The sequence below is a fragment of the Staphylococcus sp. HMSC059F04 genome, from assembly GCF_001812565.1.
In the GTDB taxonomy this organism is placed as follows: domain Bacteria; phylum Bacillota; class Bacilli; order Staphylococcales; family Staphylococcaceae; genus Staphylococcus; species Staphylococcus lugdunensis.
In genome coordinates, this window is the sequence record NZ_KV809462.1 from 202,495 (window position 1) to 215,711 (window position 13,217).

Consider the following 13,217-nt stretch of genomic DNA (forward strand, 5'->3'; position numbering starts at 1 on the left):
GTAAACAAGCTTATTGAAGATTGCTGTCAATATTAGTAGAATAAAGGAAAGTCTTTTTAAAATGAAAGGTGAATCATATGGATTTAAATTTTGATTTATATATGAACGATGTAGTTAATCAAGCCCGCAGTGAAATTGAACAAGCTGGCTATCAACAACTAACAACTGCAGAAGAGGTTGATGAAGTATTACAACAACAAGGAACCACATTAGTGATGGTGAATTCTGTATGTGGTTGTGCAGGAGGCGTAGCTCGTCCAGCAGCTTCACACGCATTACACTATGATAGATTGCCTCAACGTCTTGTTACGGTATTTGCTGGTCAAGATAAGGAAGCAACACAAAAAGCAAGAGATTATTTTGAAGGCTATGCACCATCTAGTCCATCTTTTGCACTTATTAAAAACGGTAAAATCACTGAAATGATTGAACGTCATCAAATTGAAGGACATGATGTTATGGATGTCATCAATCAATTACAAGCGTTATTCGATAAGTACTGCGAAGAAAGATAATTGGTGCTTACACATGTTAAAGTTAAATCCTTATAAGATTGGATTTAGAACACTGAAAACAGCTGTAGGTATTACTCTCGGAGTCATTCTAGCAAAATGGCTAGGACTTGATAATTATGCTTCAAGTGCTATCCTTATTGTGTTGTGCATCAAACATACAAAAATGCATTCGGTTCAAGCGATAGTATCTCGATTTATATCCTGTATCTTAGTTTTATTTATTGGTTCTGCTATCTTCAGTTTATTAGGTCAAACACCAGTTATTCTAGGTTTAATCGTTATGTTATTTATTCCTGTTACCGTGATGTTAAAAGTACAAGAAGGTGTCGTTACCAGTTGCGTTATTTTACTTCATGTCTTTAACGCTAAAGCAATTAACCTTCATTTAATTTTCAATGAAATCCAGCTTTTATGTGTTGGTCTTGGTATTGCTTTTATTATGAATTTAATTATGCCAAGTTTAGATAAAGATTTAATGCGTTATAAAGCTAAAATTGAACAAGAATTTAAAGAAGTCTTTTTAAAATTTAGCCAATTATGTAAATCATCAAATGAGATTATTAAATTGAATTTCAAGCAATTACAGTTAGATATTAGCAAAGGAAAGTCAATCGCATTTAGAGATGTAAAAAATCATTTTGTACGTAATGAAAATTCATACTATCACTATTTTGATATGCGACAAGAACAACTTGAGTTATTAAAACGTATACACGCACACCTTCAAAATGTTGAAATAAACGATCCAATAGCTAAAAGAGTCTCACATTTATTGTATGAAATTGGTGAAAATGTCAATAGCAACGACTATACAGTATTGCGCTTACATTCTTTATATGAAATCAGACTCACATTAAATGAATTGCCTTTACCAACCACACATAAAGCATTAAATTCACGTTCAAGTTTAATTCAGATTTTAAATGAATTAGAGGATTATTTACAAATAAAATCACAATTCGGCTCATTGCGCTTACATAGTGAATTATAATAAATACAGGCATGCTTGCATGACACAATGTCATTACAACATGCCTGTATTTTATTGCATAAATGGCACTAAACTTGTTAATAATAATGCTGCCACAACTGCAACCAACATGACGATAATAATAACTCTTAAAACTTTGTTATTCAATTGAAACGCTCCTTAACACTGTATGATAATGTTATAAAATTTATATATAAAATAACCTTATATGATTTACTTCAAAATGGCAATCATTATATTTTCTCTGTTAACTCAAGTCAGTTAAACTATAATCATAAGTTTTAGAAGAAGGAGTGGGCAAGGTGATTAACCAATCGCGATTAGTTGATACATTTTTAGAATTGGTACAAATCGACTCAGAAACGGGTCATGAATCAGTAATTCAACCCATATTAAAAACTAAATTAAAACAATTAGGGTTAAATGTAATTGAAGATCAAGCCAGTCAGCATGATGGTTTAGGTGCAAACAATTTAATTTGTACATTACCAAGTAATATTACGAATAGAGATGTTGATAAAATTTATTTTACGAGTCATATGGATACCGTCGTTCCTGGTGTAAATATTCAACCTGAAATTAAAGAAGACGGCTATATTTATTCTGATGGCACTACGGTTTTAGGGGCTGACGATAAAGCAGGATTAGCAGCTATTATAGAAATGATTCGGCACATCCAAGAACACAATATTTTACATGGACAAATTCAATTCATTATTACCGTAGGGGAAGAATCAGGATTATTAGGAGCTAAAGCACTTGATGACAGTCTTTTAGATGCTGATTATGGTTTTGCTGTAGATGCTAGTGTAGATGTTGGCACAACCGTAACTGGTGCACCTACTCAAATGCTTTTAGAGGCAATCATTAAAGGTAAAACAGCGCATGCAAGTACTCCTAATAAAGGTGTTAGTGCGATAAATATTGCTGCAAAAGCAATTAGTAAGATGAAATTAGGCCAAATTGATAATGTGACTACAGCTAATATTGGTAAATTTCATGGTGGCTCTGCTACAAATATTGTTGCTGACGAAGTTGTTTTAGAGGCAGAAGCAAGATCTCATTCCGATACAATGATCAAACAACAAATACATCATATGAAAGAAACGTTTGAATCTACAGCTAAAGCATTGGGTGGCGCTGCTGAAGTAAATGTAGTAAAAAGTTATCCTGGTTTTAAAATTCCCGACAACGCACTTGTCACTCAAATTGCTGTAAATAGTGCCCATGCATTAGGCTTATCTGGAGATACTGTAATTTCAGGTGGCGGTTCAGATGGAAGTATAATCAATATGTTAGGCATTCCTACTGTGATATTAGGCGTTGGTTATGAAGCCATCCACACTACATCAGAAAGAATTTCAGTGACTGCTTTATGTCAATTAACTGAGCAACTAATTAAAATCGTTGAAAATGTAGCTAAGTAAGTTTATGTAAGATGAAGTATACTCATAATATATGATACAATACTAATGAAAAATTGAACAAGAGAGGTAAGTAATATGACACAACAAATCGGTGTAGTAGGTTTGGCAGTAATGGGGAAAAACTTGGCGTGGAATATAGAATCACGCGGTTACAGTGTTTCTGTGTTTAACCGTTCTAGACAAAAAACGGATGAAATGGTAGAAGAATCAAAAGGAAAAAATATTCATCCAACATATAGTTTAGAGGAGTTTGTTAATTCCCTAGAAAAACCTCGTAAAATTTTACTCATGGTAAAAGCTGGTCCTGCTACAGATGCAACTATAGATAATTTGTTACCTTTATTAGATGATGATGATATTCTTATTGACGGAGGAAATACAAATTACCAAGATACGATTCGTCGAAATAAAGCGTTAGCCCAAAGCGGCATTAATTTCATAGGCATGGGTGTATCTGGTGGAGAAGTAGGGGCTCTTACTGGTCCTTCTTTGATGCCTGGTGGACAAGAAGCAGCATACAATAAAGTAAGTGATATTTTAGATGCTATAGCTGCGAAAGCTAAAGACGGTGCTTCTTGTGTAGAATATATTGGGCCTAATGGTGCAGGTCATTACGTGAAAATGGTCCATAACGGTATTGAATATGCCGATATGCAATTAATCGCGGAAAGTTATGCTATGATGAAAGACCTATTAGGTATGTCACATGAAGAGATTTCGAAAACATTCAAAGATTGGAATGCTGGTGAATTAGAAAGCTATTTAATCGAAATCACTGGAGATATCTTTACAAAATTAGACGAAAGTCATGATGCTTTAGTAGAAAAAATTCTTGATACTGCTGGCCAAAAAGGAACTGGTAAATGGACATCGATTAACGCGTTAGAATTGGGTATTCCATTAACAATTATTACAGAATCAGTATTTGCTCGTTTTATTTCATCCATAAAAGAAGAACGTGTCAATGCTTCCAAATTATTAAATGGACCAGACGCTACATTTGACGGTGACAAAGATGAATTCTTAGAAAAAATTCGTAAAGCTTTATATATGAGTAAAATTTGTTCTTATGCTCAAGGTTTTGCTCAAATGCGCAAAGCAAGTGAAGAAAACGAATGGAATCTTAAATTGGGCGATTTAGCTATGATTTGGCGCGAAGGTTGTATCATCCGTGCACAATTCTTGCAAAAAATTAAAGATGCATATGATAATAATTCAGAATTACAAAACTTATTATTAGACCCTTACTTTAAAGGTATTGTAACTGAATATCAAGATGCATTAAGAGATGTCGTAGCTACAGGTGTTCGTAATGGCGTGCCTACACCAGGTTTCTCAGCTAGTATTAATTACTATGATAGTTATCGTTCAGAGAACTTACCTGCTAACTTAATCCAAGCTCAACGCGATTACTTTGGCGCTCATACTTATGAACGTAAAGACAAAGAAGGCGTATTCCATACACAATGGGTTGAAGAATAATATTTAAGAGTCTGAGATATTAGTATGTTATTGGCTATGAACTATTGACTGGATTGAAAATAAGCTTATACTAAGCTTTTGTCATTCCTAGTCAACCTTGCCGGAGCGGGACAGAATTCATTATGAATTCGTAGTCCCGCTCCCTTCTTATCATTTTATGCAAACGTTTGCATAATTATTTTACTTTTACCTATTAAATGTTATAGAATTCCTATTGAAAGCGTTTACTATAAAAGAGGTGATTTTACGGTAACAATTAAAGACGTGGCAAGGTATGCAAATGTCTCACCATCAACTGTTTCAAGAGTCATTAAAGGTAACAAGAAAATTAGTTTAGCCACTATCCAAAAGGTACAAACAGCGATGGATGAATTAAATTACTTCCCTAATCAAGCTGCACGTACACTTATAACTAAAAAAACAAACACAATCGGTCTTATCTTCAAAAGTGAAACAAATCTATTGCGCCAAAATCCATTCTATAATGATGTGATTACTGGCATAAGTAACACATGTAATCAATTTAATTATGCTACCAATACAACAGTTTCAAATAATGAAGAAGATTTGTTTAAAGAGGTTCAATATTTTATAGATAGCAAAAAAGTGGATGGATTTATATTACTTTATTCCAAAGAAAATGATCCTATCTTTCAATTATTAGTTAATCTAGATATACCGTTTGTTGTTATTGGTAAAAATTATAATAAAAATGATGTCATCCATATTGATAATGATAATATTGAAGCAGCATATAAACTAACTGATTGGTTAATCCTACAAGGCTATCAAGATATTCTATTTTTGTCCGAAAAAGGCAATTATGCAGTTTCCGCAGATCGAACAATTGGCTATCAACAAGCAATGATCGATGCGAGTTTATATCCTAAAGCACACAACATATCAAATCAGCGCCAAGATTTACAACAATTTGTCAAATACTTATTATGCTTACAGCAATTACCTCATGCTATTATCACTTCCGATGCAATGCTTAATCTACACCTTTTAAGCGTGTTATATGATAATCATGTGTTTATTCCAAAAGATATAGGCACTGCAACATTTAATTATTCATTTATAACCGAAAGTGCTTCACCACCACAAACGTGTATCAATATAAATACAGAATGTTTAGGACAAACTGCTGCAACACAAATCATTAATCTATTAGCACAACAACAACTATCTAATGTAGAAAATCAAAACATCTATATACCAACATCAATCATTCAACGTCAATCAACTCAAATAAATATAAAGGAGTAGGTACTATGTCAATTAAAAGAAATTGGTGGAAAGAAGCGGTCGCATATCAAGTGTATCCTAGAAGCTTTAATGACAGTAATAATGATGGTATCGGGGATTTACCCGGTCTCATTGCTAAGTTAGATTACTTAAAAGATTTAGGCATTGATGTCATTTGGTTAAGTCCAATGTATCAATCACCTAATGATGATAATGGGTATGATATAAGTGATTATCAAGCAATCATGGATGAATTTGGTACAATGTCTGACTTTGATCAACTGTTAAATGAAATTCATGCACGTGATATGAAATTGATTTTAGACTTAGTTGTTAATCATACTTCTGATGAGCATCCATGGTTTATAGAATCAAAATCAAGCAAGAATAACCCCAAACGCGATTGGTATATATGGCGAGATCCTAAAGAAGACGGTTCAGAGCCAAATAACTGGGAAAGTATCTTTAATGGATCTACTTGGGAATATGATACTCAAACACAACAATATTATTTCCATCTATTTAGTAAAAAACAACCCGATTTAAATTGGCATAATCCTGAAGTAAGAACAGCCATATTCGACATGATGAATTGGTGGTTTGATAAAGGAATTGATGGATTTCGAGTTGATGCAATTACTCATATTAAGAAAACATTTGAAGCAGGGGATTTACCAGTTCCAATTGGTAAATCCTATGCACCTGCCTTTGATGTTGATATGAATCAACCAGGTATACAAGCGTGGCTTCAGGAAATGAAAGATAAATCTTTGAGTCATTATGATATTATGACAGTGGGTGAAGCAAATGGTGTTAATCCAGATAATGCAGAAGAGTGGGTAGGCGAGGACGAAGGAAAATTTAATATGATTTTTCAATTTGAACATCTCGGATTATGGTCAACAGGAGACCAAAAATTTAATGTCAACGCCTACAAAAATGTCTTAAATCATTGGCAAAAACGTCTCGAAGGCATAGGGTGGAATGCATTATTTATTGAAAATCATGACCAACCACGTAGAGTTTCAACATGGGGAGATGATAAAAAATATTGGTATGAGTCGGCGACAAGCCACGCTGTAGTTTATTTCTTACAACAAGGTACACCATTTATCTATCAAGGACAAGAAATAGGTATGACCAACTATCCATTTGAAAGCATAGAGACATTTAATGATATAGCTGTAAAAAATGAATATCAAATTGTGAAAAAGTCAGGTGGAGACGTTGAAAAACTACTAGACAAGTATAAAATGGAAAATCGTGATAACGCGCGTACACCAATGCAATGGGATGATAGTGTGAATGGTGGATTTACAGAAGGGCAACCATGGTTTCCAGTCAATACTAACTATAAAACGATCAATGTTAAAGTGCAATTAAGTAATGAACATTCTGTATTGAATTTTTATAAAAAATTAATTAAATTAAAAAAATCTGATGACATTTATACTTATGGTCAATTTGATTTAGTAGATGCTGATAATTCTAAAATATTTGCATACACACGCACACTTGGAGATAAAACTGTTGTAGTAGCAGCTAATTTAACAAAAACTGAAGCAAAACTTAATTTACCATTTGATATTACGCATGCCAAGATTAAATTACACAATTATCCAAGTGAAGTAATTCTGGAAAAAGTCCAACCATATGAATGTTTTGTTGCAGAACTTTAGTTTGACCACTATAATATTGGCAGTAGTTGACTGGATTGAAAATACGCTAATACCAAGCTTTTTCAATCCTAGTCAACCTTGCCGGGGCGGGACTACGAATTCATTATGAATTCTGTACCGCAAAGGGTCTTGCAAAAATACATCTCATTTATGCGTAATTTCACATCAACATACTTAAAAAAGGCCAGTTCCTATATTATTTCAATAGAAATTGCTTTTTTATTTGTCCAAGAACTTTATGTCCCAGACTTGTCGTTTGTCACATTATTCTATTTCATCTTCTGAATCTAAATGATATGTTTCTTGTTGTATTGGTAACCAAAGTTGAATTTTAGTTGGTTGTTCAAAAGATATCTCATGTGGATATATCTCGACATAAAGGCTATCTCGTTCATAAGGCAATGTTAATTGCAAACTCGTTTCAATAAAATGCCATGCTTCATTTACAGCATAATCTATCTCACCGTGCAGATTAAACTTTGCATAATGACGACCAGGTAAGCGTCTACTTTCTAAATGCATCGGGTATCGATCACTAGGAACGCCGACAAATATTTCCAACCCGTTGTCTAAAGGACAACTAATGACAAATAATTCATAAGGGCTTACATTATTATACTTTAATAAATCTTTAATCTTACCATCAAGGTATAAATCTTCTAAAAAGTCTGGAACATTAAATGGATTGGACAGTTGGTTTGTATTAATATATCGTGCATGCCCAACCAGCGCAATATCGCTGGTTTCTTCTAATCTATAGGGAAATGGTTCACGCTCTGTTGTAGATAATTTTATGTATACTCTTTTTTGAATTTTAAGTTCATTTTTTTTAGTAGATGCTTGAATAGGTGAGAGACCATGAAAACGACTAAAATCATTTGCAAAATCATTTGCATTAGCATATTGATACTTTTTTGCAACATCAACAAGACGTGATGAATTTTGTATCATATCTTCTGCTGCAAGTGTCATTTTTCTTGCTTGAGCATAATTTGATGGAGATAAACCCACAATCATTTTAAATGATTGGTCGAGATGGTAAGGTGAAAGACCAACGTAATCACTTAATTCCTGCAAATTAAACGGCTCGGTAATGCGGTCTTCAATATAAACAATGGCCTGTTGTAGCTGCTTAATAACGTCCAAAACTTTCACTCCAATAAATTTCAATCATTACATTATATTTTACAATAATTTCACTAAATATACACCAATTACGGTCACATTAATTTAAAAATAAAAGAACAGCACTCGAATACATAAAACGATATGCTGCTCTTTATGTTTTTATTGAATATCGTCCCACCAGTGATTACCATCTCGGCTTAATAATAAATCGCTTTCAAGCGGACCATTAGTTCCAGATTCATAATTAGGAAATACAGGGTCATTTAATGTCCATTCTTCTTGAATGATATCGACAAATTTCCATGTTGATTTTAATTCTTCCCAATGCGTGAAGTTAGTCGCATCTCCTTTTAGACAATCAAAAAGTAAGTTTTCATACGCATCAACTGTGTTCATTTTATCTTGAGCACTCATTGCATAAGATAGTTGAACTGGTTCAGTTTCGATACCTTGGATGCTTTTTTTAGCGTTTAAATGCAGTGAAATACCTTCATTTGGTTGGATATTAATGACTAATAAGTTAGAATCTAACAGCTTATCTGATTCATAATATAAATTCATTGGAACTTCTTTAAACTCAACTACAACTTGAATTGTTTTTGACTTCATACGTTTGCCTGTACGGATATAAAACGGTACACCAGCCCATCTAAAGTTGTCTATCATTAATTTACCTGACACAAACGTTGGCGTGTTAGAATCATTTGCTACTCGATCCTCATCTCTATAAGCCTTAACTGGCTTATTATTAATATAACCTTCACCATATTGGCCACGTACAAAGTTTTGTTTAACTTCTTCTGGCTCTAATTTACGTAAAGATTTTAATACTTTTACCTTTTCGGCACGTATATCTTCGCTTTTTAAACTAATAGGTGCTTCCATGGCAAGTAAAGCCACCATTTGAAGCATATGGTTTTGCACCATATCTTTTAATGCACCACTTGATTCATAGTATCCTCCACGATCTTCAACACCTAATAATTCTGATGATGTTACTTGAATATTTGAAATATATTTATTATTCCATAAAGGCTCAAACATCGCGTTGGCAAATCTTAACACTTCAATGTTTTGCACCATATCTTTACCTAAATAATGATCAATTCTATATATTTCTTCTTCTTTGAACGATCTTCTAATTTGTTTGTTTAAAGATTCTGCAGATTTCAAATCACTGCCAAATGGTTTTTCTATAACTAGACGTTTGAAACCATGTGTATTAGTAAGACTAGATGTTTTTAAGAAATCTGAAATAATACCAAAGAATTGAGGTGCCATAGCTAAATAGAATAGGCGATTACCTTGTAATTGATATTGCTTATCTAATTCATTTGAAAAAGTTAACAACGATTGATAACTTGCCTCATCATTGACATCATGACGATGATAATAGACATGCGTCATAAATTCATCTAATAAGTCTGTATTGCCTACATGGTGTTGTATAGAAGATGCAACTTGTTGACGAAATTCATCATTTGTTAAATCTCGGCGACCAATTCCGATGATAGCAATATGTTCATCAAGATTATTTTGTTGAAATAAATGGAAAAGAGATGGGAAAAGCTTTCTGTGACTTAAATCACCAGTTGCTCCAAAAATTGTAATTAAACAAGGAATATGTTTGTTTTTTGTACTCAAGATCAAAACCTCAATTCTTTAGGGATATGATTTTCTTATTATAAAATAAAAGGGACAGGTATTCATATCTTTTTGCTTATATTATACTTTATTTCTTATTATAACAATTGTCATTACTTATGATAAAATATATTGAAGTAAAGGAGGCATATGCATGGAAGTAACGTTTTTTGGTACGAGCGCAGGCTTGCCTACAAAAGAAAGAAATACACAAGCAATTGCTTTAAATTTGGAACCTTACTCTAATTCAATATGGCTATTTGATGTAGGCGAAGGAACACAACATCAAATTTTACATCATTCCATTAAACTCGGTAAAGTTGATCATATTTTTATAACGCATATGCACGGCGATCATATTTTTGGATTACCAGGTTTATTAACAAGTCGCTCATTTCAAGGAGGAGAAAGTAAACCTTTAACTTTGGTTGGCCCTCATGGAATCAAGGCATTTGTTGAAACAACTTTAAGCTTATCTGAATCTCACTTGAATTATCCAATTACTTTTATAGAAATCGACGATGGCTTTAGTTATCATCATAATGGGTTTAAGGTAACTGCAAAGGTTCTAAACCATGGCATTGTATCTTATGGTTACAGAGTTGAAGCGCCTACAACACCAGGTAAAATTAATGTCGAAGCTTTGAAAGCACTCGGACTTGAGCCAGGTCCTAAATACCAAGAAGTTAAGGATAACGATACATTTGAATTTAATAATATTATTTATAAATCCCAAGACTTTAAAGGATTAGCAAAACCAGGTCCAATCATAGCAATATTTGGAGATACTAAGCCATGTGCCAACGAGAAAATCATAGCACAGGACGCTCAGTTAATGATTCATGAAGCTACATACATAGAAGGGGATAAAGTATTAGCAAATAACTATCATCATAGTCATATAGATGATGTATTTCAGCTTATTCATCAGGCACATGTTAAGCAAACATTAATCACTCATATGAGTAATCGCTATAATAAAGAGGATATTCATCACATTTATAATCATCTTTTGCAGCAAGACAATGTACCTAATTTCATATTTGTAAACGATTTCGACACTTTCAAAATTGAATAAAAATAAATAATATATAAAATAGAGTAGCACAGAAAATCAGTTTAACTTAAAGATTTCTATGCTACTCTATTTAATGTTTTAATTGTATTAGTTATCATTTTTAGATAATTCTATACTTCTTTTAACAGCCGCATTTAAACAGTCTTCAAATATACCCGATATATTATGCTCTGCAAGCGCATCTAACCCTGCTTGCGTAGTACCACCCTTGGATGTAATATTTTTCCTAAGCTGTTCCATACTTAAATCTGAACGTTCAATCATCTTACTCGTACCAATTATAAGATTACGGATTGATTCTTCTACTTGACGCTTCTCTAAACCAAGATTTGTCCCGGCTTTGACATATTGTTCAAATACATGGTAAAGGAAAGCTGGACCACTTCCAGTAATTGCTGTCACTTGATGTAAATGACTTTCGTCAACTTCTATTACAGAACCAAAGGCGTTTACCAAATCAATCACTTCTTGCTTAGCAGTTGGTCCAAAATTATTTGAAAAGCTAATACCTGTGACTGAATGACCCACTTGGGCATTTGTATTAGGCATGATACGCGCTACTGGCTGATTAACTTCAAGTTGCTGTTTAATATAATCAATAGGCAGTCCTGCCATGATTGATATAAAGCGATTATTATCTTGTATATATGGACGAATGCGTTTGGCAACAGTTTCAAAATCATGTGGTTTTGTTCCTAAAAAAACATAATCTGCACCTTTTAATAAAGCTGCATCATCATAACTATATTCAACACCTAAGCGAGTTGAAAATGTTTTAAGGCGCTCTTCATTAGATTTATTCGTAAGATAAATGTCATTTGATTCTAACTTATTTGCATTAATAATACCTGTGAAAATAGCTTGAGCCATATTACCTGCACCATAAAAAACAAGTTTCATTATTATATCAATTCCTTCCCCTTTTGATAGATACATAGTAACATAACTATAAAATATGGTCGAAATTGATACTAAAAGGAGAACAAAATGATAGGTAAACATTATGTTGTAACTGGAGGAACAAGTGGCTTAGGCTTAGAAATTGTAAAAGCATTGCTAAGTCATGGCGCAAAAGTGACCTTAATCATAAGAGACATAGAGAAGTATCAATCATTGTCGTTAAATAAATACAAAGGACAAATTCAAACAATATGTTGTGATTTAGAACAACAAAATGACATTATAGCACTTACTTCACAATGGTCAGAAACTATTGATGGCATTATTTATAGCTCAGGTTTAGGTTACTTTAAATCTATAGCCGCTCATTCAAATAAGGAAATGATAGAAACTTATGCAGTTAATTTACTTGGATTTCATTTGCTCTTTTATGGTTTAGCACCTTATTTAGTTAATGGGGCATCAATCGTAGCTATTTCAAGCCAAGCTGCTTTTGTTACTCAAGCACATGCCGCACATTACAGTGCATCTAAAGCAGCTTTAAACGCTTCGTTAAACGCATTAAGAATAGAATCACCTGAATTACATATTATGGTTGTTAATGCTGGTCCGATTCGAACGCCATTTCATAAAAAAGCAGACCCCACGATGACATATGCAACAAAGTATAGTCGTCTAATGATTGAACCTGAACAGTTAGCACACCGAGTTATTAAAGGCATAATTAGAAAAGAGCAAGAAATAAATCAACCGACATGGATGCATCAAATGCTCAAAATATATCAACTTGCTCCAAGAACATTTGAACGTATTTTTGCACCATTATTTAAAAATAAAATGTAATGAAATAATTTGTAGGCTAAACATTAAAGATGTTAAAACTGAAATTTCTATTGATAACATATGTTGCTTCATGTCATTATTCTTATTCATAAGGCACCTCATTCATTGCGATTATTAACGAATATTAAATGATACAAAAGCGCCATACTTTTTTAAAAGCACTTCACCGTAAAATGACATGTAAATACATAATATTTATAACAAAACTCATGAGAAAACAGTGCCGGGGCCCCAACAAAGAGAAATGCAAAAGCATTTCACCAAGCAAAGCAAGTTGGGGTG

12 protein-coding genes are annotated in these 13,217 nt (G+C 33.1%); 8 read left to right on the forward strand and 4 right to left on the reverse strand.

Going from position 1 to position 13,217, the window contains the following annotated elements:
* The first annotated feature begins 77 nt into the window (after positions 1-77).
* Complete coding sequence (brxB, locus tag HMPREF2864_RS01495) at positions 78-515, forward strand: bacilliredoxin BrxB (protein ID WP_070544812.1); 438 nt, start codon at positions 78-80, stop codon at positions 513-515.
* 13 nt (positions 516-528) lie between these two features.
* Positions 529-1,506: an aromatic acid exporter family protein gene (locus HMPREF2864_RS01500; RefSeq protein ID WP_002459046.1), complete on the forward strand. Its 978-nt coding sequence runs from the start codon at positions 529-531 to the stop codon at positions 1,504-1,506.
* Positions 1,507-1,557: 51 nt separating this feature from the next.
* On the opposite strand, the gene prli42 is transcribed toward HMPREF2864_RS01500, so the two are convergent.
* Entirely contained in the window at positions 1,558-1,653 is a 96-nt protein-coding gene (gene prli42, locus HMPREF2864_RS12105; RefSeq protein WP_014533303.1) for a stressosome-associated protein Prli42, read from the reverse strand.
* A 155-nt stretch (positions 1,654-1,808) separates the two neighbouring features.
* On the opposite strand from prli42, the gene HMPREF2864_RS01505 reads away from it, so the two are divergent.
* The 4 genes from HMPREF2864_RS01505 to HMPREF2864_RS01520 all read left to right on the forward strand — a co-directional run bounded on the left by HMPREF2864_RS01505 (position 1,809) and on the right by HMPREF2864_RS01520 (position 7,342).
* Entirely contained in the window at positions 1,809-2,933 is a 1,125-nt protein-coding gene (locus tag HMPREF2864_RS01505) for a M20/M25/M40 family metallo-hydrolase (protein WP_070544813.1), read from the forward strand.
* 75 nt (positions 2,934-3,008) lie between these two features.
* Entirely contained in the window at positions 3,009-4,415 is a 1,407-nt protein-coding gene (gene gndA, locus HMPREF2864_RS01510) for an NADP-dependent phosphogluconate dehydrogenase (protein ID WP_070544814.1), read from the forward strand.
* A 213-nt stretch (positions 4,416-4,628) separates the two neighbouring features.
* Complete coding sequence (locus tag HMPREF2864_RS01515; protein WP_172452324.1) at positions 4,629-5,684, forward strand: LacI family DNA-binding transcriptional regulator; 1,056 nt, start codon at positions 4,629-4,631, stop codon at positions 5,682-5,684.
* 11 nt (positions 5,685-5,695) lie between these two features.
* Positions 5,696-7,342, forward strand: a complete 1,647-nt coding sequence (locus tag HMPREF2864_RS01520) for a glycoside hydrolase family 13 protein (protein WP_070544878.1) — start codon at positions 5,696-5,698, stop codon at positions 7,340-7,342.
* A gap of 264 nt (positions 7,343-7,606) precedes the next feature.
* On the opposite strand, the gene HMPREF2864_RS01525 is transcribed toward HMPREF2864_RS01520, so the two are convergent.
* Positions 7,607-8,488 (reverse strand): AraC family transcriptional regulator, encoded by an 882-nt coding sequence (locus HMPREF2864_RS01525; protein WP_037542915.1) that lies wholly within the window; start codon positions 8,486-8,488, stop codon positions 7,607-7,609.
* A gap of 141 nt (positions 8,489-8,629) precedes the next feature.
* Positions 8,630-10,114, reverse strand: a complete 1,485-nt coding sequence (gene zwf, locus HMPREF2864_RS01530) for a glucose-6-phosphate dehydrogenase (RefSeq protein ID WP_002459052.1) — start codon at positions 10,112-10,114, stop codon at positions 8,630-8,632.
* Positions 10,115-10,268: 154 nt separating this feature from the next.
* Here zwf and rnz point away from each other — a divergent pair, with 154 nt between their 5' ends.
* A complete protein-coding gene (gene rnz / locus HMPREF2864_RS01535; protein ID WP_002459053.1) occupies positions 10,269-11,192 on the forward strand; it encodes a ribonuclease Z in 924 nt (307 codons plus the stop codon).
* 87 nt (positions 11,193-11,279) lie between these two features.
* On the opposite strand, the gene proC is transcribed toward rnz, so the two are convergent.
* On the reverse strand, positions 11,280-12,092 hold the full coding sequence (proC, locus tag HMPREF2864_RS01540; protein ID WP_002478155.1) for a pyrroline-5-carboxylate reductase: 813 nt from the start codon (positions 12,090-12,092) through the stop codon (positions 11,280-11,282).
* An 87-nt stretch (positions 12,093-12,179) separates the two neighbouring features.
* On the opposite strand from proC, the gene HMPREF2864_RS01545 reads away from it, so the two are divergent.
* The gene (locus HMPREF2864_RS01545) at positions 12,180-12,935 is read left to right on the forward strand and encodes an SDR family NAD(P)-dependent oxidoreductase (RefSeq protein WP_002459055.1); all 756 of its coding nucleotides are present in this window, start codon (positions 12,180-12,182) and stop codon (positions 12,933-12,935) included.
* Positions 12,936-13,217: the final 282 nt, after the last annotated feature.

Coding starts and splice junctions, on each gene's coding strand:
- brxB (WP_070544812.1), top strand. CDS start 78: ATGGATTTAAATTTTGATTTATATATGAACGATGTAGTTAATCAAGCC.
- HMPREF2864_RS01500 (WP_002459046.1), top strand. CDS start 529: ATGTTAAAGTTAAATCCTTATAAGATTGGATTTAGAACACTGAAAACA.
- gndA (WP_070544814.1), top strand. CDS start 3,009: ATGACACAACAAATCGGTGTAGTAGGTTTGGCAGTAATGGGGAAAAAC.
- rnz (WP_002459053.1), top strand. CDS start 10,269: ATGGAAGTAACGTTTTTTGGTACGAGCGCAGGCTTGCCTACAAAAGAA.
- proC (WP_002478155.1), bottom strand. CDS start 12,092: ATGAAACTTGTTTTTTATGGTGCAGGTAATATGGCTCAAGCTATTTTC.
- HMPREF2864_RS01545 (WP_002459055.1), top strand. CDS start 12,180: ATGATAGGTAAACATTATGTTGTAACTGGAGGAACAAGTGGCTTAGGC.